The 22,406-nt window shown below is 50.3% G+C and carries 24 protein-coding genes and 1 riboswitch; all 24 genes read right to left on the bottom strand.

Annotated elements, in window-relative coordinates; all coding sequences use genetic code 11:
* Positions 1–54: 54 nt before the first annotated feature.
* Positions 55–936, bottom strand: a complete 882-nt coding sequence (locus NYE54_RS31395; protein ID WP_076323990.1) for a flagellar hook-basal body protein — start codon at positions 934–936, stop codon at positions 55–57.
* Between the two features lie 270 nt (positions 937–1,206).
* A complete protein-coding gene (locus tag NYE54_RS31400) occupies positions 1,207–2,205 on the bottom strand; it encodes a rod shape-determining protein (protein ID WP_076324088.1) in 999 nt (332 codons plus the stop codon).
* Positions 2,206–2,401: 196 nt separating this feature from the next.
* Positions 2,402–2,686: a sporulation transcriptional regulator SpoIIID gene (gene spoIIID, locus NYE54_RS31405; protein WP_009594246.1), complete on the bottom strand. Its 285-nt coding sequence runs from the start codon at positions 2,684–2,686 to the stop codon at positions 2,402–2,404.
* Positions 2,687–2,949: 263 nt separating this feature from the next.
* Positions 2,950–3,690, bottom strand: a complete 741-nt coding sequence (locus NYE54_RS31410; RefSeq protein WP_076323987.1) for a M23 family metallopeptidase — start codon at positions 3,688–3,690, stop codon at positions 2,950–2,952.
* A 204-nt stretch (positions 3,691–3,894) separates the two neighbouring features.
* The gene (gene spoIID, locus NYE54_RS31415) at positions 3,895–5,505 is read right to left on the bottom strand and encodes a stage II sporulation protein D (protein ID WP_339268502.1); all 1,611 of its coding nucleotides are present in this window, start codon (positions 5,503–5,505) and stop codon (positions 3,895–3,897) included.
* 328 nt (positions 5,506–5,833) lie between these two features.
* Positions 5,834–7,180: a UDP-N-acetylglucosamine 1-carboxyvinyltransferase gene (gene murA, locus NYE54_RS31420; RefSeq protein WP_213647187.1), complete on the bottom strand. Its 1,347-nt coding sequence runs from the start codon at positions 7,178–7,180 to the stop codon at positions 5,834–5,836.
* A gap of 495 nt (positions 7,181–7,675) precedes the next feature.
* Positions 7,676–7,930 carry a DUF1146 family protein gene (locus tag NYE54_RS31425; protein ID WP_076323985.1) on the bottom strand — a complete coding sequence of 85 codons (255 nt, stop codon included), beginning with the start codon at positions 7,928–7,930 and terminating at the stop codon, positions 7,676–7,678.
* 664 nt (positions 7,931–8,594) lie between these two features.
* A complete protein-coding gene (locus NYE54_RS31430; protein WP_076323984.1) occupies positions 8,595–8,999 on the bottom strand; it encodes a F0F1 ATP synthase subunit epsilon in 405 nt (134 codons plus the stop codon).
* Between the two features lie 99 nt (positions 9,000–9,098).
* Entirely contained in the window at positions 9,099–10,499 is a 1,401-nt protein-coding gene (gene atpD, locus NYE54_RS31435) for a F0F1 ATP synthase subunit beta (RefSeq protein ID WP_076323983.1), read from the bottom strand.
* A gap of 119 nt (positions 10,500–10,618) precedes the next feature.
* Positions 10,619–11,479 carry an ATP synthase F1 subunit gamma gene (gene atpG, locus NYE54_RS31440; RefSeq protein ID WP_076323982.1) on the bottom strand — a complete coding sequence of 287 codons (861 nt, stop codon included), beginning with the start codon at positions 11,477–11,479 and terminating at the stop codon, positions 10,619–10,621.
* Positions 11,480–11,665: 186 nt separating this feature from the next.
* Positions 11,666–13,180, bottom strand: coding sequence for a F0F1 ATP synthase subunit alpha (gene atpA / locus NYE54_RS31445; RefSeq protein ID WP_076323981.1), 1,515 nt, complete (start codon positions 13,178–13,180; stop codon positions 11,666–11,668).
* An 18-nt stretch (positions 13,181–13,198) separates the two neighbouring features.
* Positions 13,199–13,744 carry a F0F1 ATP synthase subunit delta gene (locus NYE54_RS31450; RefSeq protein ID WP_076323980.1) on the bottom strand — a complete coding sequence of 182 codons (546 nt, stop codon included), beginning with the start codon at positions 13,742–13,744 and terminating at the stop codon, positions 13,199–13,201.
* On the bottom strand, positions 13,741–14,229 hold the full coding sequence (gene atpF, locus NYE54_RS31455) for a F0F1 ATP synthase subunit B (RefSeq protein ID WP_076323979.1): 489 nt from the start codon (positions 14,227–14,229) through the stop codon (positions 13,741–13,743). Before atpF ends, NYE54_RS31450 begins: the two co-directional genes overlap by 4 nt.
* Before the next feature lie 95 nt (positions 14,230–14,324).
* Positions 14,325–14,537, bottom strand: a complete 213-nt coding sequence (atpE, locus tag NYE54_RS31460; protein ID WP_007128780.1) for a F0F1 ATP synthase subunit C — start codon at positions 14,535–14,537, stop codon at positions 14,325–14,327.
* 106 nt (positions 14,538–14,643) lie between these two features.
* On the bottom strand, positions 14,644–15,405 hold the full coding sequence (atpB, locus tag NYE54_RS31465; RefSeq protein WP_076323978.1) for a F0F1 ATP synthase subunit A: 762 nt from the start codon (positions 15,403–15,405) through the stop codon (positions 14,644–14,646).
* Positions 15,406–15,440: 35 nt separating this feature from the next.
* Positions 15,441–15,818: an ATP synthase subunit I gene (locus tag NYE54_RS31470; RefSeq protein ID WP_076323977.1), complete on the bottom strand. Its 378-nt coding sequence runs from the start codon at positions 15,816–15,818 to the stop codon at positions 15,441–15,443.
* Positions 15,815–16,045 (bottom strand): AtpZ/AtpI family protein, encoded by a 231-nt coding sequence (locus NYE54_RS31475; protein WP_076323976.1) that lies wholly within the window; start codon positions 16,043–16,045, stop codon positions 15,815–15,817. Before NYE54_RS31475 ends, NYE54_RS31470 begins: the two co-directional genes overlap by 4 nt.
* A gap of 175 nt (positions 16,046–16,220) precedes the next feature.
* A complete protein-coding gene (gene wecB / locus NYE54_RS31480) occupies positions 16,221–17,378 on the bottom strand; it encodes a UDP-N-acetylglucosamine 2-epimerase (non-hydrolyzing) (RefSeq protein ID WP_076323975.1) in 1,158 nt (385 codons plus the stop codon).
* A 59-nt stretch (positions 17,379–17,437) separates the two neighbouring features.
* Positions 17,438–18,067 (bottom strand): uracil phosphoribosyltransferase, encoded by a 630-nt coding sequence (gene upp / locus NYE54_RS31485; protein WP_076323974.1) that lies wholly within the window; start codon positions 18,065–18,067, stop codon positions 17,438–17,440.
* A gap of 344 nt (positions 18,068–18,411) precedes the next feature.
* Positions 18,412–19,662 (bottom strand): serine hydroxymethyltransferase, encoded by a 1,251-nt coding sequence (gene glyA, locus NYE54_RS31490; RefSeq protein ID WP_076323973.1) that lies wholly within the window; start codon positions 19,660–19,662, stop codon positions 18,412–18,414.
* Between the two features lie 90 nt (positions 19,663–19,752).
* Positions 19,753–20,337 carry a TIGR01440 family protein gene (locus tag NYE54_RS31495; protein WP_339268507.1) on the bottom strand — a complete coding sequence of 195 codons (585 nt, stop codon included), beginning with the start codon at positions 20,335–20,337 and terminating at the stop codon, positions 19,753–19,755.
* A gap of 84 nt (positions 20,338–20,421) precedes the next feature.
* The gene (rpiB, locus tag NYE54_RS31500) at positions 20,422–20,886 is read right to left on the bottom strand and encodes a ribose 5-phosphate isomerase B (protein ID WP_339268509.1); all 465 of its coding nucleotides are present in this window, start codon (positions 20,884–20,886) and stop codon (positions 20,422–20,424) included.
* A gap of 114 nt (positions 20,887–21,000) precedes the next feature.
* A riboswitch (ZMP/ZTP riboswitch) is annotated at positions 21,001–21,082 on the bottom strand.
* A gap of 90 nt (positions 21,083–21,172) precedes the next feature.
* The gene (locus tag NYE54_RS31505; RefSeq protein WP_213647039.1) at positions 21,173–21,760 is read right to left on the bottom strand and encodes a low molecular weight protein arginine phosphatase; all 588 of its coding nucleotides are present in this window, start codon (positions 21,758–21,760) and stop codon (positions 21,173–21,175) included.
* 54 nt (positions 21,761–21,814) lie between these two features.
* Positions 21,815–22,378 carry a manganese efflux pump gene (locus NYE54_RS31510; protein ID WP_339273713.1) on the bottom strand — a complete coding sequence of 188 codons (564 nt, stop codon included), beginning with the start codon at positions 22,376–22,378 and terminating at the stop codon, positions 21,815–21,817.
* Between the last annotated feature and the right edge of the window lie 28 nt (positions 22,379–22,406).

The following is a 22,406-nucleotide window of genomic DNA, read 5'->3' on the forward strand; positions in this document are numbered from 1 at the left end:
CGTGGGCTCACATTTTCATACAGCAGCGTGCTGCCTGCTTACTTACAGACAAGCTTAGACTCGGCCGATCTCATTGACCGCCTTCTCCAGCGTTCTGTCGTAATACTGAACAATTTTTTGGTTCGTTTCATACGCGCGCAGCGCAGCTGTCAATTCTACCATCGATTGCGTTGGGTCCACGTTGGACCCCTCAATAAATCCCTGACGGATGACTCCGTTATCACCGCGTGCCATAAAACGCACTTCCCCGTCCGGATCGGCCATACGGAACACGCCGTGACCTTCACGAATCAGTCCATGAGGCTCGCTCACGATGCTGACTCCGAGAATGATGCCTGTCCCATTGCCTTCTGCGTCCATGATTTCTCCTTGCTCATTCACTGTAAAGTTACTCGCCGAGCCTGTCAATACAATCGGTCTGTTATTGTTATCCAGAACCTGATAGCCACCATCGCTCAAGAGGCTGCCATTCGGGCTAACCCGGAAGCTGCCGTTACGGGTGTAACGGATATCTCCGCTCTCATTCTGAACAGTGAAAAAACCTTCCGGCCGGTAAATCACCTCGCCGTTCTCATCCACGTATCTGCCGGAAGCATCAAACGGATAAGCTTGGCCTGTTGCCGGATTCTGTACCGTAAAAGAGGACACCAGCGCAAAGTCTGTTGTCTTGCCCGTTTCCCGGAGCGCGCCTTCGGTATAAAGCGATATGCTCTCCTCAGCGTAAACACCAGTGTTGAACTTGCCCAGCTTCCGTCCCGCATTCGCCGAATCATTGCCGCCGATCATGGAGACAAGCACTTCGGGGAATGAACGCTGTACGCTGTTCGTTGCCTTGTAGCCTGTCGTGTTGACGTTGGCAATGTTCTGCGTCACCGTATTATGTCGCTGCTCCTGGGTCATCATCCCCGAAGCTGCTGTATATAGACCTCTTAACAATGAAGGCACTTCCCTTCCAAAATAGATCCGTGAATGGCCGCTTCGCTGACGGATTGTATTTCCAATCGCTGTTGTTTTCGGATTTCTCGTTAGAACTTCTCAAAATGTTGAAATCCGAAATCAAAGGCGACCACTCCGTTTTTCCAATACAATTCCGTCCTCTTCGCTGCTGCTGCGCATGACCATTGTATACTGCAGACTTATGTAGCTGCATCGTATGGATACAGATTTAAAATCAAATATCACGTTCCTATCATCTATATCGGAAGGTTAGAACTTTTTCTTTACGACCTTGTCCAAATTATCCAGCATAATTCCCGTTCCCTTAACCACACAGTGCATCGGATCCTCCGCAACAAGCACCGGCACCCGCAGTTCGTCGGTCAACAGCTCGTCCAAACCATGAAGCAGTGCGCCACCGCCGGTCAATATGACGCCGCGATCGATAATGTCCGCCGACAGCTCCGGCGGCGTCCGCTCCAATACGGATTTGGCTGCGAGTACGATCGATGACACCGGATCCCACAGGGCTTCCTGCACTTCGGCTGAGGACACCGTTACGGTAAACGGAAGTCCCGATACCATATCGCGTCCGCGAATATCCATCTCAGCTTGTCTACCGCCTGGACGAACTGTTCCGATCGCCATCTTCAAATCTTCTGCCGTCCGTTCCCCGATCAGTAATTTATATTTTTGCTTCACGTACTTTATAATCGCCTCGTCGAACTTGTCCCCTGCCATTTTAATCGAAGAAGCGGTGACGACATCGCCCATGGACAGGACGGCCACATCCGTGGTGCCGCCCCCGATGTCCACAACCATGTTACCGCTCGGTTGGAAAATATCCATCCCTGCGCCAATTGCCGCTGCCTTCGGTTCTTCTTCCAGGAACACATCCCTTGCGCCGCTGCGCTCAGCCGCTTCCCGGATCGCCTTCTGCTCTACCGAAGTAATGTTCGTCGGAGCACAGATGAGGATTCGGGGCCGGCTGTGCCAACTGCGCGCGCCCACGCGATCAATAAAGTACTTCAGCATTGCTTCCGTTATTTCGAAGTCGGCGATGACCCCGTCCCTCAGCGGGCGGATCGCAATAATGTTGCCGGGAGTGCGCCCGATCATGCGCCGTGCTTCCTCACCGACGGCAAGGACTCGTTTGGCGTCGGTCTCAATAGTGACAACGGAAGGTTCGTCTAACACTACCCCCTTCCCCTTTACGTGAATGAGCACGTTCGCCGTTCCGAGATCGATTCCAATATCCTTGCTCAACATCATGAAAAGCCCCCAAAGTGTTATTTTATGGTAAAAGAGTCTGTTCTCTGTACCGAACCATCCTTCGACATAATCTAGCAAGCGATGATGATCTTCGGCAAAACAGGTCCCATATTTCGATCCTATACCAGCTTTTAACATATCATACTTTAGGGGAGGGATTCAACGCCAATCTAGCGACCAAAGCCCTAAAAAATCAGGATTTCGCCGTGGCCACCGGTTCACGGTTGCTGCCGGTTTTTTTGTACTTGATCTTGGTAGCTTCTCCGCCTCTCAAATGGCGGATGGATTTGTGGTATTCGAGAATGTGCTTCACCTGATCCGCCAGGTCCGGGTTGATCTCCGGCAGACGTTCGGTTAAGTCCTTATGCACCGTGCTCTTCGACACGCCAAATTCTTTGGCTATAGTTCGAACCGTATGCCTCGTTTCCACGATACAGCGTCCGATCTTAATGGTCCGCTCTTTGATGTAATCGTGCACGCTCCCGCCTCCCTACTGTGTGGATAGTTTGGTACATTATATGAGGGGCATGACGGGATATTCGCGGTTTCAAGGGCTGACAAGCTTACTTGGACTCATTTATTTTCTGGACATGCCCGTGACGGACAAGTCTAAAATGTCCACAAAACAAGGCGCAGCAAGGGTTGGACTTGCCGTCCAAACCCGCAACAAAAAAAAGACAGGATCACAAGATCCTGCCCTCTTCAAGTGCGCGGTGGGCGCATGGCTACAAAGAAATGAAATTATTTTTGCGGAAGCACGCTCACAGGGTTGACCAGTTTCCCGCCCTCGTACACTTCGAAGTGCACATGGTTGCCGAGATCCTTCTCAAGCTCACTGCGTCCTGCAGTCGCGATGGAATCGCCCTGCTTCACTTCAGCGCCTTCCTTCACTTTCACTTCGTTCAAGCTTTGGTACACGGTTTTCGTATCACCCGACGTAATCTCCACGACGTTGCCGTTAACTGGATGATTCTCAACCCGGGTCACTTTACCTGTCAGTGCGGCACGAACTTCAAACATCGTGTCATCTGCAGCGGCCAAGTCGATTCCCAGATTCGGCGTGAAGGTGTCATTGTATTGCACCATCGCCTCTTGATGCGTTTCTGGGTTCGTCTCATCAAAGTAAGGCTTGACGATGCTGACTGCCACGTCATCGGCTACCGGCCAGATCATTGATTGCGCATTGGCCGTCACTTCTACAGCTTCTCCATCATTGCCTTCCGTTGCAGCAGGTTTCTCTGATCCTTGTACCGATCCCGATACACTTGTTTCTTCCCCTTGTGGCTTCAGCGTTTTTTGGCTGGCGTCCTGGTAGACCCACACGAGGGTTAGTATAATTGCCGCTGCTGCTAAGTATGCTGCCGGGAACACCCACCGTTTGGATAATGCTTTCTTCCACGAAGATGACGGTACCGCCGAATCTCCTTGCACAGTTTTAGGAGTTTCTTCGTGGGGTTTACTATTTTTGTTCTGTTCATTCATTTGCAATCACCTCAGTAACCATTGTTACCGGGGTCAACTCTTTTATACGTTATCTCACTATTATTTTTTTGAGAGGTTGTTCCAAAAGTCGTCTTTTGATCACGGAGTGAATCAAGGGGCAACTCGGCATCGAATCTTGAATTCAGCCGGTCCTTCCAATGCTCACGTACCTAAAACGTACGCTCCGCTTCTCAGTCCCTAGCTTTATTCAACCTTCTCGGTGCTGAAAGACCGATTTTTTGAACTTGTATTAAAAGAGAGAAGATTTGAAGTTTTGTCAAAAGAAATATTCGTATAATAGTGCTCCAGAATCTCTTTCGCTTCATATCCTTCGCGGGCCATGCCCTCTGCTCCGTATTGGCTCATGCCCACGCCGTGGCCATTGCCGTAGGTCGTTATCTCCATCTCGCCGTCTTTCATATGAAGGGTGAATTGGCTGGACCGAAGCCCCAGCTTCTCTCTCACCTCGCGACCGGTGAACTTCTTGCCGCCAACCCGTACGCTCTCAATTCGATGACCTTGCGTATACGAGAGTACTTTCAAAAAAGAAGCCCCCCCATCCCCGCCTGCCGATACCGGTACGGCTCCATCCGTCAGGCCGAGCTTTCCTATGAATTCCGAACGGGGCATCGTGATTGTTGTCTTGTACTTCGGTGAAATCTGTTTATCCCATGGACTCTCCACACTTCGCAGATAGGGAATCTCGTTCTTCCAATAATCCTCTGAATTTTCGGTATACCCGTTACTGGTGGAGAAAAAAGAAGCTGTAATCGGTTGACCCTCATACGTCATCACCACTCCTGCCGTTTCCTTCACCGCTTGCTGGAGCTTCGCCAGCTCTGTTTCTTTCCCTAGCCGCTGCCATTCCTTCGTAAGTTCGTCTTGGGCAATATAAGCCTGGTGACTGACCGTATCGGTCACCACGGCCTTGCCGTCCGGCACGCCGCTGCGGTCCCTGGACGCAAGCCGCTGCACGATATAGGTCCGTGCCGCAATGGCCTGGGCCTTAAGTGCCTCCAGCTGGAACTCGGCCGGCATCTCGGCGGCCAGGACGCCGACGAGATATTGTTCCAGCGGCAGCTCCTCCACGGTATCCGTCTTGGTTACATAGACGGATACCGTGGGCTCTTCCGCCGCCTGCGGCTCGGCGGAAGGCAGCGGGGCCGGCCCGGGCGGCAGCGGCTCTGGTGCGTTGTTGCCGGGGGCAACCACCAGCAGAGGCAGCGCCAGCGCCAAGGCCAGTAGCACCGCCACGGCCCAGACGGCGGGGTGCACCCGCACCCGCCGCCTTCCGGTGGCCGGGCGCCGCGCGGCAAAGCCGCGGCGCCCCCAGCGCGCAGGCCGCACACGGAACGTGCGGCCGCCGCGCGGCACGCGGCCCGTTGCCGCCTGCGCGAAGCGCTGCGGCTCGGCCGCGGGATGCGGGCCCTGCGGCATCGCCGCTGGCCCGCCGGGGTCTGGCGTGGCGCTGTGCGCAGGCACGCCAGCGGGGCGGCCGGGCGGCGGCGTATGGGCCGCCCGCGGGCCGTGGCCGGACTCGCCGAAGGCGTCCGGCGCTCTCCCCGGGCTGCCGTGCCCGTGAGGCCCTTCCTCTATATCCTTTTTATCCTGTTTCGATTCATAACTATGTTCTTCAGTTGATCCGGCTTTTTTCTCAAGTTCACCGGGAAAATCCCACTTCAATACGGGAGCAGCCGATCCTTCGGATGGCACCTGGTATGATTGAGGATTTTCTTCTCTCAGAACATCTTTTGGATCGATCGCTCGTTTTTTTCCTGCTGTGCTCAGATTTACCCGAACCTTCGAATCTTTCATTGCATTTCCCTCCTGTGCCTTTTCCCCTGGAATATACCTCTGGCTTATGCTCCATCAGGCTCTACTTATACTTATGAGATACGGGCATTTGATAGAACTATTCTAAGAGAAAGGAAAAAGTCACATGGATGAAGAAACGCTGACACTGAATGCAAGCAAGCTAGCAAAGAGAGAGTCTCCTACTCATCCGGTATCAACGTAAGAGAATCAATGATAGCCGGAATTATGTTTATATACAAAAGAGAAGGAGCTTCGCCCTTATCGGCAAAGCCCCTTCTTCTACACTCTATTGTGGTCTATCCTGGATCATCAAGGTCAATCTTGATTGTTACACCCAGGTAGGTTGAACTTTGAAAACTTTTGCGTCTTCTGTTTCACTTGCCACTTTTTTCGAAACTTTCTCCGAGCTCTGGTCCTCCGTCGAAATACGCCAGATATCCGCGCCAAGTCCAGACAGCTTCTCCGCTAAATGAACATAGCCGCGATCGATATGCTGTACGCCGCCAACTTCGGTAGTCCCCTCCGATACAAGCCCGGCTAATATCAAGGCAGCCCCTGCACGCAGATCCGTTGCCGTTACTTTGGCACCTTTAAGCTTAGCGCCGCCCGTAACGATGGCAGAACGTCCTTCAACTTTGATCTCTGCATTCATCAGCTGAAATTCGTCCACATGCATAAAGCGGTTTTCAAATACCGTTTCCGTAACAACACTTGTACCTTCGGAAACCAGCAAAAGAGCCATCATCTGGGACTGCATATCGGTTGGGAACCCAGGATAAGGCAAGGTTTTCACATCAACCGACTTTAATGGTTTGTCAGCGATAACGCGAATTCCATTCTCGTCCGGTTCAATGGTAATCCCCATCTCTTCCATCTTGGAAATAACCGGTCCAAGGTGGTCTGCAATGGCTCCTTCGACATACACATCACCGCCCGTGATTGCAGCCGCAGCCATAAAGGTGCCTGCTTCAATTCGGTCAGGAATTACGTTATGCTTAACGCCATGCATCTTCTCAACGCCCTCGATACGAATCACACCCGTGCCCGCACCGCGAACTTTGGCGCCCATTGCATTCAGGTAATTCGCTAAATCGACAATTTCCGGCTCTTTCGCCGCATTTTCGATTACCGTAATCCCTTCAGCCAATGTAGCAGCCATCATAATATTTTCAGTAGCACCCACGCTGGCTACGTCCAAATAGACCTTCGCCCCACGCAATCTGCCATTGCTTTTAGCTTCAATATATCCTTGTCCGAGGCTAATCTCAGCCCCGAGAGCTTCAAATCCTTTTAGGTGTTGATCAATGGGTCTTGTGCCGATAGCACACCCCCCGGGAAGCGAAATCCGGGTTCGTCCACAACGTGCCAATAAAGGTCCCATGACCAGAAAAGACGCCCGCATCTTCCGCACCCATTCATAAGGTGCTTCACATGTCGTTATGTGCTCTGCATTTACACGTATCACTTCATCCTGATATGTAATGCCCGCACCAAGCGACTCCAATACTTTACTGATTGTAATTACATCGTCAAGAGGAGGCGCGTCAATAATAACACTTTCCCCAACTTCCCCTAGTAGAGAGGCAGCGATGATCGGAAGAACTGAATTTTTTGCTCCGCTGACTTTGACGCTTCCGGTCAGTCTTTTGCCACCGCGGACGATAAATTTGCTCATCATGGTTTCCCTCCGCGTCCATAATTTTCCTGATTGCGTGTGTTAGTGATTAGTTGTTGCTAATTCCCTAACTTTCATCTTAACATTAGTGATTTCCGCTAAACAAGCGATTTTCGAACTATTTATGACATCTGATTCGGTGTCTACATCAGGTATCAGAAATCCATGATGCCACCTTATGAAGCATCTGTTATCCGCAGTATGGACCTTCGAAAGGTACCATGACCGACCAGCACTTGTCAATGCATAACAATTACCGGGTGAACTCTATAGTCCGGAAGTCATACCGTCCGCCCGATCAAATTCTTATTTTAAGTGTTAACATAATAAAATGCGTTTATTCGACATTCTCCCCTAGCAACCTAACAGAGATATAACCATTCATGCCGCAATTAAAACAGACAAGTAAAATATTGGCAAGACCATAACCTCGTGCAACAAATGTTTCATTACTAACTGCAGCACCTTGTGTTATGTATGACGCTCATTTCCGTTCTAAAACATATATCGGATCATTTGACTCCATGTAATATAGTCAATTAGGAATTCAGCCACGAATCGTCCAAGCACCACTGCCAGCAGCAAATGCAACAGCTTTCCCTGCGGCCCTTTTGGATGACGGACAACCAAATCCAGCTTTACTTGTTGTAATGCCCACCAAGCCAGTGCGATACAGATCAGCGAAACGACAATAGACAAGAATCCGTTAACACCAACAGCACTGATTGAATTAGATAAATCCTGGTTCATACTCCCTCCTCCTTCATAAATTATCCTGCCCTGTTCAGGACCGACTCTTCTATAATACTTGGCTGGCGGCTAAGAATCCAGCACTTTCTATTCGACATTTCCTCGGAAATAATAAAGTTTCTCGACAACCTCCCAAAACGATCATTTATACGCTATTAGGAGAAGTTAGAATTCCCATTAATTTCACTCCAAAAAACATCCAACAGCCAATCATATAGTGTAGTTTTATATCTCGAACTTCTATTTATACCGACGGTTTAACAAAAAAATACCCATCTATGAAATTAATGATATTCACAGACCGTGTATAGCTGAGATGACGTTATCACAAAAAGAAGAATATTTATGTATCAAAACAATCCATGCCTCAGGTCCTTTCTAAGAGTAATTGATGGCTATGGACCCATTTACGTCATCCACCAAATTGTATATGCCATTGGCTCCATGGGCCAACTAGATCCCCACCAGATATGCGGTTCAGACAGTGAGATAACTATAAAAGATTACCTCTTTCTCCCTTTCATGCTTGGTTATACCTGCAATCTATGAATGCTCTACACCTTAAACGAGTACTTTTATAACCAGTATCATTGGCTACTAATAGAAATAGAACACAAAAAGACAGCTTGGCTGAAAATTACAGCAAGCTGTCTTCGTTACCTTATTAGTTCCGCGTCACTTTAATCCGGTTCATCGCTCTTTGCAGAGCCATTTCCGCGCGACGATGGTCAACTTCATCTTGTCTTCCCTTCGCATGCAGACGGGTCTCAGCTCTTTCCTTCGCGGCTTCCGCACGCTCCAGATCGATTTCTTCCGCTTTCTCTGCGCTTTCCGCCAGGATGACAATCTTATCTTTACGGACTTCGACGAAACCGCCTTGTACCGCAAACGGGGTTCTCTGGTTGCCAATCTTCACATAAACTGGCGCTATCTGAAGCGGCGTAACGAAGGAAATATGACCTGGCAAAATGCCCAGCTCTCCCTCGACCCCACGTACCGTAACACTGTTCACCTGCTCAGAGTAGACCAGGCGGTCCGGCGTTACGATTTCCAACAAAATGGTGCTCACTTCCATCCCTCCTCACCGTTTTCCGCAGAAAACTCGCGCAGCAGACCTCACAGTCTCACTAGAAGCACTGTTCCGGTCTGCTGATCACGGAGCGTCAGCTTACAATGTTTTTGCTTTTTCAACTGCCTCTTCAATCGTACCTACGAACAGGAAAGCCGCTTCCGGAAGGTGGTCGTGCTTGCCTTCCAAGATCTCTTTAAAGCTGCGTACAGTTTCTTTAACCGGTACATATTTACCCGGGATGCCGTTAAACTGCTCGGCAACGTGGAAAGCTTGGGAAAGGAAACGTTGAACACGACGAGCACGTCCAACAATCGCTTTATCTTCCTCGCTCAGCTCATCCATACCGAGAATCGCGATGATATCTTGAAGCTCGTTATAGCGAGCCAAAATTTTCTTAACGCCTTGAGCAACATTATAGTGCTCTTCGCCCACGATTTCCGGAGCCAAGATACGGGAACTGGATGCAAGCGGATCTACCGCAGGATAGATACCCATCTCGGAAATCTTACGCTCCAGGTTTGTCGTTGCATCCAAGTGAGCAAACGTTGTAGCCGGAGCCGGATCCGTATAGTCATCCGCCGGTACATAGATAGCCTGGATGGATGTAACGGAACCTTTCTTGGTAGAGGTAATCCGCTCCTGCAAGCGTCCCATTTCGGATGCCAGCGTTGGCTGGTAACCTACCGCGGAAGGCATACGACCCAGGAGGGCGGATACTTCGGAACCCGCTTGAGTAAAGCGGAAGATGTTATCGATAAAGAGAAGTACGTCTTTACCTTCTTGGTCACGGAAATATTCCGCCATCGTCAAACCAGTCAATGCTACGCGAAGACGGGCACCCGGAGGCTCGTTCATTTGACCGAATACCATCGCGGTTTTGTTGATAACACCGGAATCACTCATCTCGTGGTAAAGGTCATTACCTTCACGAGTACGCTCACCTACGCCGGCAAATACGGAAATACCGCCGTGTTCTTGGGCGATGTTGTTGATCAATTCCTGGATAGCAACGGTTTTACCTACGCCGGCACCACCAAAGAGACCGATCTTACCGCCTTTTTGGTATGGAGCAAGCAAGTCGATGACTTTAATTCCCGTTTCAAGCATTTCTGCTTGCGTGGAAAGCTCATCATAAGCAGGAGCCTCACGGTGGATCGGGTTATTAATTTCGGATACTACGGCACCTGCATTATCGATCGGCTCACCCAATACGTTAAATACACGGCCAAGTGTAGCGGAACCTACAGGAACCGTAATCGGTCTGCCCAAATCCACGGCTTCGATACCGCGAACAAGACCATCCGTGGATGACATCGCGATACAACGAACCAGATTATCACCCAAATGATTGGATACTTCCAAAGTCAAATCAACCGAGCGGCCGCCTTCCAGCGTTGCTTCAATCTTGACAGCATTAAAAATCTCGGGAAGATGACCGCGCTCAAATTCAATGTCAACTACAGCACCTGTAATGCTGACAACGCGTCCTTTTTTCATTGATTCGTTTTCCCTCCTACCCGCTCACCTCTAGCGGTGAACGATGATCGTAAAAGCGGCTTATTCATGACATGGCCGCATATCCGTTAAATACTAAGTTAAGAATTCGGAGCCGTGCATTATTGCTGAGCGTTTGCTCCGCCCACAATCTCGGAAATTTCCTGCGTAATGGCAGCCTGACGAGCACGGTTGTAAGTAAGGTTCAACTCGTTGATCATCTTGCTTGCATTCTTCGTTGCAGCTCCCATAGCAGTCATCTTCGCACCCAACTCACTTGCCTTCGCATTCAGCATCGCACTGAAAATCAATGTTTCCGCATATTTCGGAAGCAGAACCTCGAGTACGCCTTCAGGAGATGGTTCGTACTCATAACCCGTCAGGTTCTCGGCGCTACCAATGTTCTCCATCGGCAGAAGCTTAGAGATCTCCTGAAGCTGAGTCAAAGCATTCACGAATTGGTTATAGCACACGTATAACTCATCAATCTGACCCAGCTCATATTGATGAACCGCCGCGTTAGCGATGGCCTTAATATCTGCGTAGGTCGGACTATCGGATAAATCGGTGAGCTCCTCAACAACCGGAAGTCCACGACGGCGGAAATAATCCCGTCCTTTACGTCCGATCACAAACAGGCAATACTCGTCCTTGGACTGATGGCGTTCTGCGATAAAGTTCGATACTTTTCGCAAAATGTTGGAGTTCGATGCACCAGCAAGACCGCGGTCTGAAGTGATCACCAGATAACCGGTTTTCTTCACTTCACGCTTTTCCAGCATCGGATGGCTGATTCCCTTGGTTCCAGCAGCAATGCTGCCAACCACTTCTTTCAGCTTCTCAGAGTATGGAAGCGCGGAGGTTGCTTTCTCTTGGGCTCTTCTCAGCTTCGCGGCAGCAACCATTTCCATCGCCTTGGTGATCTGCCTTGTGTTCTGAACACTCTTGATCTGCCGCTTAATATCACGTAATCCTCTTGCCATGTTTTCACCACCTTAAAACTTTGGCGGAGCCAAAGCTAACTTCGTACGCGTAGACTAAGCTTTGGCTAGGACCAAAGCCGTACCTTTTGTAAAAATCACTTTGGTCACAGCCAAAGCTACATTCCATATGATGAAAGAGGATGCCGGGCTTACCCCGGCTCCCCTCCTATTGCTTACCTGAGGAGCTTAAACCGAAGCGGCAAAGCCCTTCTTAAATTGATCGATTGCCGCTTTCAATGCGTTTTCGTTGTCGGACGTCAAATCCTTCGTATCTGTAATGGATTGAAGAATTTCCGGTTTATTGCTTTCAATAAACGTAAGGAACTCGCTCTCGAAACGACGCACGTCAGCAACCTCGATATCATCGATATATCCTTTAACGGCTGCGTACAAGCTAACCACCTGTTGTTCAACGGACAACGGCTGGTTTACACCCTGCTTCAGGATTTCCATCAATCTTGCACCACGGTTCAAACGAGCCAAGGTTGATTTGTCCAGATCAGATCCGAACTGGGAGAACGCCTGGAGCTCACGATATTGCGCAAGATCCAGCTTCATGCCGCCCGCAACCTTTTTCATCGCTTTGATCTGCGCGGAACCACCGACACGGGATACCGAAATACCGACGTTAATCGCTGGACGTTGACCGGAGTAGAACAACTCAGACTCCAGGAAGATCTGTCCATCCGTAATCGAAATTACGTTGGTTGGAATGTAAGCAGATACGTCAGAAGCCTGTGTTTCAATAAATGGCAGTGCGGTTAATGAACCACCACCAAGCTCATCGTTGAGCTTCGCTGCACGTTCCAGCAAACGGGAGTGCAAGTAGAAAACGTCACCCGGATAAGCTTCCCGACCCGGAGGACGACGGAGGAGCAAGGACAACTCACGGTATGCTGCCGCTTGTTTCGACAAGTCATCATAAATGATGAGTGCATGCTCGCCCTTGTACATGAAGTACTCACCCATAGCGCAGCCTGCGTATGGAGCGATGTACTGCAATGGAGCCGGCTCAGAAGCCGAAGCCGTAACAACAATCGTGTACTCCAGTGCGCCATGACGGCGAAGTGTTTCAACAACCTGTGCTACAGTGGATTGTTTTTGGCCAATGGCTACATAGATACATTTAACGCCACTGCCTTTTTGGTTCAGGATGGTATCGATCGCAACGGTGGTTTTACCCGTTTGACGGTCACCGATAATCAACTCGCGCTGTCCGCGGCCGATAGGTACCATCGCGTCGATCGCTTTAATACCTGTCTGCATAGGCTCATGAACGGATTTACGTTCGATAACGCCTGGTGCGCTGCTCTCAACCGGACGATAAGCTGTCGCTTCGATCGGGCCTTTGCCGTCAAGCGGTTGACCCAGCGGATTGACAACGCGTCCAAGCAGAGCTTCACCTACAGGAACCTCCATGATACGTCCTGTACGCTTAACCTGATCGCCTTCCTTGATTTCGGAGTAAGGTCCCAGGATAACGACACCGACATTGCTCTCCTCAAGGTTCAGCGCCAGACCGAACACGCCGTTCTGGAACTCCAAAAGTTCCCCGGACATCGCGTTCTCCAGGCCGTACACGCGAGCAATACCGTCACTTACTTGAATTACCGTACCTACTTCAGAGACAGTGATATCGGATTTATATTCTTCAATTTGACTTTTGATTAAAGTACTGATTTCTTCAGGTCTGATACTCAACGTTTTCACCCCTATCTACTATGCTCGTCTATTAAAAGACTTTTCAAGACGTTCCAGCTTCCCGGCAAGGCTTCCGTCATAAAGCTTGTCGCCAATGGCAACTTTCAGGCCGCCGAGCAAACTCTCGTCCACAACATTGGTCACCCGGATATTCTGATGGGCTAACTGTCCGAATTCCGAAGCTACCTGTTCTTTTTCCTGATCGCTAAGCGGGTAGGTGGAGTACACAGTGGCGTCCGCCAATCCTAAGCTCGCACCTTGTATCTTCACATAACTGTTCAGCAGTTCAGCGAACATTTCTGTACGCCCTCTGTCGAGAAGCAATTCGATCGTGTTCAATACAGGCTGCGATACCTTCCCTGCCAACGCCTGGCTGATTACGTTCATCTTCACGGACTGGGGAACATTCGGCGTGGAGATGAATTTCTGGATGTCGGCATCGCCTTCGATGGCTTGCACAACAGCGCGTAATTCTTCTTCCACTTCCAGACCCTTCTGCTGCTGAGCCGCCACTTCGAACAGCGCCCGCGCATACCGCTTGGCTGCTACTGTATTTTGGCTCATGGTCTGCCTCCTACCTCTTTAAGGTATTGATCCACCAGTTCTTCTTGAGCTTTGTCATTCTTCACTTCCCGTTCAATCAGCTTGGTAGCGATTTTCACGGAAACACTGCCGATTTCATTGCGAAGCTCTTCGACAGCTTTCTTCTTCTCATTGTCGATATCACGAACAGCCTCGGATTTCAGGCGAACCGCCTCTTCCTTAGCTTGCTCCATAATTTGCTCTGCTTGTTTGTTGCTAGTTTGTCTGGAACGCTCGATGATTTCGTGAGCATCTTGACGCGCTTGCTCCAGTGCCTTCTTCTGCTCTTCTACATAAGCAGTTGCCTGCTGACGGGTCTGTGCCGCTTCGTTCATCTGGCTCATTACCAGTTCACGACGCTGCTCCATGATGCCGAACAATTTACTGAACGCAAACTTTTGAAGCAAAAGGTAAAGAATAATAAACGCGATAATAGTGATTACCATATTTTCCCATAGAATATTCATTGAGGTCACTCCTTTCCATCAACACGAAGTGCGGTGCCTAACAAAACGAAGGCGCGGATGGCATCGGCCCTCCCCGCCAAACCGTTGTATTGTTATTAAGAGAACATGATCAAGAACGCGATAACAGTAGCCGCCAAAGGAATAACCTCTACGATACCAACACCGATAAACATCGTTGTTTGCAATTGACCACGTGCTTCTGGTTGACGAGCGATAGACTCAACTGTTCTGCTTACGATCATACCGTTACCCAAACCTGCGCCAAGAGCGCCCAGACCTACTGCAATAGCTGCTGCCAAAAATTCCATTGTTAAATATCCTCCTTAAAATTGTTTCAAAATTGAAATTTGGTGAAACTATAGAAAATATCTCTTTCGAAAAACACCGCTGTTACGGCGGATTCGTCCGAGTTGATCAATGCTCTTCGTGAATCGTTGTTTGCGAGATGTATACCATGGTCAAAATCGTAAAGATAAACGCCTGCAATGCACCAATGAAGATACTGAAACCTTGCCATGCGGCCATAAATGGAATGCCCCAGAAGCCGGTTTTCAGAATCACCGTGATCAGTACCTCGCCGGCAAAAATGTTGGCATAAAGCCGGATTGCCAGAGCGATAGGTTTTGCCAGGTTCTCAATGATATTGAGTGGCAAGAAGATCGGGAACGGTTCGATGTAATGCTTCAGGTAATGCTTGCGATTCTGCTTCAAGCCCAGGTAGTTCATGAGCACGAACACAACGATCGCAAGACCGGCCGTAACGGAAATGTCCGCTGTTGGCGACTTCCACCACAATACGTGGGCGTAGTGGCCATGTTCAAGTCCGAGCGTAGCCAGAATTGGCTGACCAAAGACTTTGAAGTTCTCCGGCAAGTCGGTGATAATTGAGAACGGCAGGCCCAGCAAGTTCGCTACAAAGATGAACAGGATGAGAGTAAGCCCCAATGATATGTAAGCTTTCCCTTTCTTCAGATCCATCGCACTCGCTACGACGCCTTGCACAAATTCCACTACCCATTCCATGAAGTTTTGCAGTTTGGAAGGGTTTTCGACGGATAGATTACGTACAGCCAGTCGACATAATACGAACACCACCAAACAGGTGACGAACAGCATTAGTACCGCTGAAAGATCAATATTCAATCCGCCAAGTTTGATAATCGGTGAATCATGCATAAAATTGTTTTCACCCCTTTCCAAGTTAGCGCTGATCAATGATTGTTTCTCAAACTGAACACAATGCTGACAGGAATGGTCAACAATTGGGGTATGAACAGACCGGCAATTGCACCGCCGAGTGATACCTGCTCGAGTTTAGCGGCGAAGATAACAATCAGAAATCCGATGCACAATCTCGTAATAAAGCCGAAGTTGTACTTTTTCGGTTCCGGATCGACAGCCAATTGCGCCAGCTGCTGCACTTTCATGGAGAGGAAGCGTACATTAAACAATCCCGCCGCCATGCCCATGATCAACCCCATAAAAATCGGGCGAAATTCCGGATAGAGAGCCCATCCGAGAAACAAGGCAGACAATAAGAGTAATGATACTCTAAATACAGCGTTCACAATGGAAGTCAAATCATTCACGCCTGCGCCCCCAAAAACTTTTTAATGAGAAGAGCGATATTCAAAATCCCTACAAAGAGCCCCGAAAGCGTACCAATGGCAAGCCACACTCTGGGCCCGTCCAAATGATTCATGAGCCATCGCCCGGTAAAAAAACCGATGAGAATGTAAGCGGCAAGCAAACCGCCAGCCCCGCTAATGTATAGCGCTATCAACCAAGGGTTATCTTGACTTTTCGGATTTTTCATATGAACCTCTAATCCCAACTCATTTTACTGAATATTACAAGAGTTTGTCAATGAATCGATTTGATGGATTTACCGTGTAAAATCGGCGTTTTGAGCAGTCTAAATTGCACAAAACGCCGCGGTAACCGTACAGTTCAACTGTATGCTGTCTCCTTGCCCATCAGAATACGGTAAACTATACCTTTGTGAACATTCTGTGAAATTCTTCAGGACGCTCTTTTCGGATGCCGAAATGGTGCAAAATCGCATTGACAATTCGCTGTGAAGCTTGTCCATCACCATACGGATTAGCCGCTTTGCTCATCTTGTCGTAGAGCTCCTGATCAGTCAGAAGAACCTTAATCCGTTCATACACATTCTCCTCCTGGGTGCCTACCAGCTCCAGGGTACCGGCCTCAATGCCCTCCGGACGTTCGGTCGTATCCCGAAGCACCAGGGTCGGCACGCCGAATGACGGAGCTTCCTCTTGCATGCCGCCGGAATCCGTAATAATGAAATGCGTATGGGTGTAGATATTGTTCATATCCACAACATCCAGCGGATCAATCAGCTTGATGCGCGGGTGATCTCCCAGAATGCGATGAGCCGGCTCTTTAACGGCAGGGCTCGGATGTACAGGATATACGATGGCGATATCCTCAAATTCATCGGCAATGCGCTTTACCGCTTCAAATATTTGACGATGCGGCTCCCCTTGGGATTCGCGGCGATGTGCCGTCATCAGGATCAAGCGTTTGCCCTTCGCCCAGTCCAGAACCGGATGGGTATAACCTTCACGCACCGTGTACTGGAACACGTCCGTAGCCGTGTTACCCGTAACATAAATGCGGGATTCCGGCTTGTTCTCCTTGCGGAGATTCTCGGCGGACCAGTTCGTCGGCGCAAAGTGAAGATCAGCAAGCACACCGGTCAACTGACGGTTCATCTCCTCCGGATAAGGATTCAGCTTGTTCCATGTCCGCAGACCCGCCTCTACATGGCCAACCTGAATCTGCTGCAGAAAGGCTGCATAGCTGGCCAGGAACGTTGTCAGCGTATCGCCGTGCACCAGAACGATATCCGGTTTAGCCTCACGAAGAACAGGCTCAAGACCCTCCAGAACGCGCACGGTGATCTCGTTGAGCGTCTGACGGTCCTTCATGACATCCAAATCATAGTCGGGAACAATCTTGAACACATCCAGCACCTGATCCAGCATTTGCCGATGCTGCGCAGTAACACAAACGACCGATTCAATATGCTCGGGGTGACGTTGAAGCTCCAGAATAAGCGGCGCCATCTTGATTGCTTCGGGGCGGACCCCAAATATCGTCATCACTTTCACTTTTGACATGTTTGAAATACCCCTCTTTGCTTGTTTTCAAATATTCAAGACGTACGAATGACTGGCACTTATTTCGTGCCGTACAGCCGATCCCCTGCATCCCCAAGGCCCGGTACGATGTAGCCATGGTCGTTAAGGCCCTCATCGAGAGCAGCAACATAAATATCCACGTCCGGATGGGCATCATGGACAGCCTTCACACCTTCCGGTGCAGCCACGAGGTTCATCATCTTGATCTGGGTACAGCCGCGTTTCTTCAGCACGTCGATAGCAGCGATGGCGGATCCGCCCGTCGCGAGCATCGGATCAATGACGATCAATTCCCGTTCCGTAACGTCCGTTGGAAGCTTCGTATAATATTCAACAGGCTGAAGCGTTTCGGGGTCACGGAACAATCCGACATGCCCTACCTTTGCTGCAGGAAGCAGCTTGACAACTCCATCCAGCATGCCGAGACCGGCGCGCAGGATCGGAATCAAGCCGAGCATGCGGCCGGAAATGACTTTGCCTTGGGTTTCAGCTACCGGCGTCTGCACGGATATGGATTCAAGAGAAACCTCCCGCGTAATTTCATAAGCCATCAAAGTCGCGACTTCGTCTACCAATTCGCGAAAGTCTTTTGTGTTAGTCCGCATATCGCGGATAAATGTAAGTTTGTGTTGAATCAACGGGTGATCACAAATCACCAATTTTCCCATGTCTGGTCCCTCCGGTTTGAGTACAAATGTTATTTCAATATGGGCGTAAAATATTTGTGAGCTCCATAAATCCTGTCTATTATATCATTCCCTCTAGTCAATTGACACCTGCACGGGTCATGTTTTATTCCATGAGTTTTTGACCTTATAACTAAACCGGATCTCCTTCTGCCCTGAACCTAGGTTTTCCATTTTCGCCTATATTGATGCTAACCGCGAAGCTACCTGACTGGGAAAATGAGAGCATAGCAATCTGGCCAGAATGTTTATAGCTCCTAAAAGGACCCCACCTGCATCAGGCGGGGTCCTCTTATCATAGGCTTCTTCTTCGGAGGAGACTGTGATTAATATTTCATTTCAGCATAGAGAGGGTATTGATCTGTAAGCTCAGCCACCAAACGACCTGCGTTTTCAAGCGTTGCCTCGTCTTTCGGCTGCTTCAATGTCATGGCAATAATTTTCGCGATTTTCACCATCGCCTGCTCATCCATACCGCGGGAAGTAACCGCAGGGGTACCGATACGGATACCGCTCGTTACGAACGGGCTGGTTGGATCAAACGGGATGGCATTCTTGTTCACGGTAATCCCGATGGAGTCCAGAACTTTCTCCGCGTCTTTACCGGTGATGTCCAGATTGCGGGTATCCACCAGCATCAGGTGGTTATCGGTTCCGCCGGATACGATATTCAAGCCTTCCTCGATCAGAGTATCTGCCAGCACTTTCGCGTTCTTCACGACATTCTCTGCATACGTCTTGAAGGACGGATCCAATGCTTCGCCAAGCGCAACGGCCTTGGAAGCAATAACATGCATGAGCGGGCCGCCTTGGGAGCCGGGGAATACCGCTTTATCGATCGCTTGCGCCCAAGCCTTTTTGCACAGAATCATACCGCCGCGAGGTCCGCGAAGCGTCTTATGCGTCGTTGTCGTTACAAAATGGGCATGCGGAACCGGATTCGGATGAAGACCTGCCGCAACAAGACCGGCAATATGAGCCATATCAACCATGAACAACGCGCCAACGTCGTTCGCGATGGCAGCAAGCCGTTCAAAATCAATGATGCGAGGATAGGCACTTGCACCCGCTACGATCAGACGAGGGCGATGCTTGAATGCCGCTTTGCGAACTTCGTCGTAATCGATCAGGAACGTATCTTCTTGCACGCCGTAGGCAACAAAGTTGTACAGAAGGCCGGAAGCGTTAACCGGGCTTCCGTGAGTCAAATGACCGCCATGAGCCAGGTTCATGCCGAGCACGGTATCTCCAGGCTTCAGGGCTGCCAAATATACCGCCATGTTCGCTTGGGCACCGGAGTGCGGCTGAACGTTGGCATGCTCGGCTCCGAACAGTTCTTTGGCACGGTCACGGGCGATATCTTCCACGATATCCACACGCTCACAGCCACCGTAATAGCGTTTGCCAGGGTAGCCTTCCGCATATTTATTCGTCAGCACCGTCCCCATTGCTTCCATAACCGCTTCGCTAACAATATTCTCAGAGGCAATCAGCTCAATGTTGCTGCGCTGACGCTTCAGCTCCAAATCCATCGCTTCCAATACAGCCGGGTCACTCTTCCGCAAATGTTCCATCATGTTCATATCCTCCCATAATCAATCGTTATTTTTTCTTGCAAAGTCAATACTACAAGTTGTCATAATTAAAAAAGCGAGTTCTCATTTGAATCAATCGCATAGTGTGGAATCATCCCTCTGCTCGAACTGGTACACCGCGCGTTCTCCGCCAATCAGCTTCGGACGGGTATAAGCCGCGGTTACGCGCGCCTCGCCGATATAACGCTCGGTCGGTCTGAACGGAACCGCCACTCGCCGCAAATGCATGCCGATCAGCGTCTCGCCGATATCAACTCCGGCATGTGCTTCAATCGATTCCGCAAGACAAGGCTCCTTCATGCTGCGGTAAGCCGCGGAGGCCATCGACCCTCCCGCTCCCGGAATGGGAACAGCCGCCACTTCCGTCAAGCCCAGCCGCTCGAGCAGCTCGCGTTCCATGACAAGCGCACGGTTCAGATGCTCACAGCATTGATAAGCCACCGCGAAACCGAATTCCGCTTGAACCTCGGCAATGCCCTGAAGGAGCTGCTGCGCCGTTTCAAGAGCGCCGCCTGTGCCGATCCGGCGTCCGACCACTTCACTGGTGCTGGCTCCGATGACCAGCACTTTACCGGGTCCTAACACGGCCGCTTCGGCCAGTTCGCGGACCATACGCGCTGTCTGTTCGTTCAAGGAAACCTTGGAGATATCCGTCATGTCACAGTCCTCCCGATGATTTTTTTCACAGAAGATGCTTCAATCCCATATCACGATAGCCGCAGCCGTAAATTACGCGTTCACTTATCGCGACTCATTCTTCAGGTAACGCTCCTCGATGGCCTTGATCTTGTTCACACGGCCGATATGGCGCTCGCCATGACTGAAATCCGTTGTCAGCCATGCGCTGACGATTTCAGCAGCAAGTCCGGGACCGACGACACGCTCACCCAACGCAATCACGTTGCTGTCGTTATGCTCACGCGTCGCTTTGGCCGAGAACACATCATGTGTCAGCGCGCAGCGAATGCCCGGCACCTTATTGGCCGCAATGCTCATGCCGATCCCCGTACCGCAGATCAGAATGCCGCGATCCGCTTCACCCGAGACTACCTTCTCGCACACAGGAAGGGCATAATCGGGATAATCCACGGAATCGGAACAGCCGCAGCCCAGATCCTCCACCTCGTGTCCAAGACCCCGAATGACTTCCACGATCTCCTCTTTCAGACGAATGCCGGCATGATCCGTACCCAATGCAATTTTCATCTATGAAAAACCCCCTCGTATGTTCGCTTTTGCGTTTTAGCTTGTTTCATTATAACCCAAATCAGGCGCAAAAGACGAAAAAAGAGCAGTCGGCGCACGTATTGTGCTCCAAATGCTCTTTGCCCAGGCGACCGGCCGTATATTCCGATGCTCCATCGTGGTTTCATCCACTTCGTCGCCAGTTACACCGGATCATTGTTTTTCAACTCCATCTTAAAGCAATACCATGTGAAAGGCAAGTGGCTTTTTAGCCCAATGGTAGGCTTCATATCGTTCAAAGCAAGGCTTAGTTATGCCGATCCGCCTCCAGCTTGTCCAAGAGACGGAACAACGCCGTCCGAATCTCTGCAGCCGTCGCTTCATATTCCTCCCGCGAGCCTCCAAAAGGATCGGAGATATCGAAGCTCGGAATGCGCTGGCGCAGCTCGATCAGACGCTCCCGGTCACGGTCGCTGACGTCGCGGCCCAGCGATCTGGCCAGCTCAAGCGCCGCATACAGACTATCCTGCTCCCGCAGATCATCCAGCACCTGTCGGTCATCCTCAACAAACTCTTTCAGCGTATGCATCTTGTCTGCGGCGTGCGGGAACTGCCTTATAGCATACTGCTTATGCGACTGGGTCAACGTCAGGATCAAATCTGACCACTCCACCAGATTCGCAGTCAACGGTTTGGACACCAAGCGTTCTTGGATATCCTGGTCTCGTAGTATGGACTCCGCATGATGGGACACCGGCATTCCATCCACGGCCGAGACACCGGCGGACTTCGTTTCCAGCGGGATGCCCCGTTGTTTGGCAAGCTTGCGCAGCATGCCTTCAGCCATTGGACTGCGGCAGGTATTTCCCGTGCAGACAAACAGTATATTTTTCACGGTCCCGTTCCTCCCGTTAGTAGGTTCTTTGGGGTTATTGTAACAAATATAACGTCAAAAGATAAACATGACACCAAATATAACCAAAATGAGCCCGCCCAGCATTTCACCGTACTCCCCCAGTTTATTGCTTACCTGACGGCCAAGCAGCAAACCGAGAATGGACAGCAAACCGCCCACGATCCCGAAGGAGATCACGATCAACAGTACATCATCCACAAACATCCCGAGTGAAACGCCTACCGAGAAGGAATCGATGCTGACGCTAAGTGAAAACAGCAGCATGCCTAAAAATGCGGTAGGATGTATTCGCTGTCCTTCTCCGCCCCGCCAGGCGTTATACATCATATGCCCGCCGAGAAGAAGCAGCAGTCCGCCGGCCGCAAGTCCTGTGACGTGACCCAGTAACATGCCTACATAGCGGCCGGCAAATAAGCCCAGCAGCGGCATCAACATATGAAACAACGCGATCATGAAGCTGATGCCCAACATATGGCCTAAGCGCATACCGCTTCTCATTCCGACTCCGACTCCAAGCGAAAATGCGTCTAGCCCGAGTGCAACCGCCATCAGCAGAATCGCCGCAAGCTGTCCCGATTGGACAGACGCCTCCAGCATGCCCATTCCCCCAAGTCCCATGGTCTTG

This window comes from Paenibacillus sp. FSL K6-1330 (assembly GCF_037976825.1).
GTDB lineage: Bacteria > Bacillota > Bacilli > Paenibacillales > Paenibacillaceae > Paenibacillus_AQ.

What these genes read in the sequence shown, in the direction of transcription:
- NYE54_RS31475 (WP_076323976.1), bottom strand. Translation starts at nt 16,045, where the DNA reads ATGAAAAATCCGAAAAGTCAAGATAACCCTTGGTTGATAGCGCTATAC.
- atpE (WP_007128780.1), bottom strand. Translation starts at nt 14,537, where the DNA reads ATGGAATTTTTGGCAGCAGCTATTGCAGTAGGTCTGGGCGCTCTTGGC.
- glyA (WP_076323973.1), bottom strand. Translation starts at nt 19,662, where the DNA reads ATGATGGAACATTTGCGGAAGAGTGACCCGGCTGTATTGGAAGCGATG.
- spoIID (WP_339268502.1), bottom strand. Translation starts at nt 5,505, where the DNA reads ATGAAAGATTCGAAGGTTCGGGTAAATCTGAGCACAGCAGGAAAAAAA.
- NYE54_RS31410 (WP_076323987.1), bottom strand. Translation starts at nt 3,690, where the DNA reads ATGAATGAACAGAACAAAAATAGTAAACCCCACGAAGAAACTCCTAAA.
- atpD (WP_076323983.1), bottom strand. Translation starts at nt 10,499, where the DNA reads ATGAAAAAAGGACGCGTTGTCAGCATTACAGGTGCTGTAGTTGACATT.
- wecB (WP_076323975.1), bottom strand. Translation starts at nt 17,378, where the DNA reads ATGTCAAAAGTGAAAGTGATGACGATATTTGGGGTCCGCCCCGAAGCA.
- NYE54_RS31425 (WP_076323985.1), bottom strand. Translation starts at nt 7,930, where the DNA reads ATGAACCAGGATTTATCTAATTCAATCAGTGCTGTTGGTGTTAACGGA.
- NYE54_RS31450 (WP_076323980.1), bottom strand. Translation starts at nt 13,744, where the DNA reads ATGAGCCAAAATACAGTAGCAGCCAAGCGGTATGCGCGGGCGCTGTTC.
- NYE54_RS31510 (WP_339273713.1), bottom strand. Translation starts at nt 22,378, where the DNA reads ATGCTGGAGGCGTCTGTCCAATCGGGACAGCTTGCGGCGATTCTGCTG.
- NYE54_RS31495 (WP_339268507.1), bottom strand. Translation starts at nt 20,337, where the DNA reads ATGACGGATATCTCCAAGGTTTCCTTGAACGAACAGACAGCGCGTATG.
- murA (WP_213647187.1), bottom strand. Translation starts at nt 7,180, where the DNA reads ATGAGCAAATTTATCGTCCGCGGTGGCAAAAGACTGACCGGAAGCGTC.
- atpF (WP_076323979.1), bottom strand. Translation starts at nt 14,229, where the DNA reads ATGAATATTCTATGGGAAAATATGGTAATCACTATTATCGCGTTTATT.
- rpiB (WP_339268509.1), bottom strand. Translation starts at nt 20,886, where the DNA reads ATGAAAATTGCATTGGGTACGGATCATGCCGGCATTCGTCTGAAAGAG.
- upp (WP_076323974.1), bottom strand. Translation starts at nt 18,067, where the DNA reads ATGGGAAAATTGGTGATTTGTGATCACCCGTTGATTCAACACAAACTT.
- atpG (WP_076323982.1), bottom strand. Translation starts at nt 11,479, where the DNA reads ATGGCAAGAGGATTACGTGATATTAAGCGGCAGATCAAGAGTGTTCAG.
- NYE54_RS31400 (WP_076324088.1), bottom strand. Translation starts at nt 2,205, where the DNA reads ATGTTGAGCAAGGATATTGGAATCGATCTCGGAACGGCGAACGTGCTC.
- atpB (WP_076323978.1), bottom strand. Translation starts at nt 15,405, where the DNA reads ATGCATGATTCACCGATTATCAAACTTGGCGGATTGAATATTGATCTT.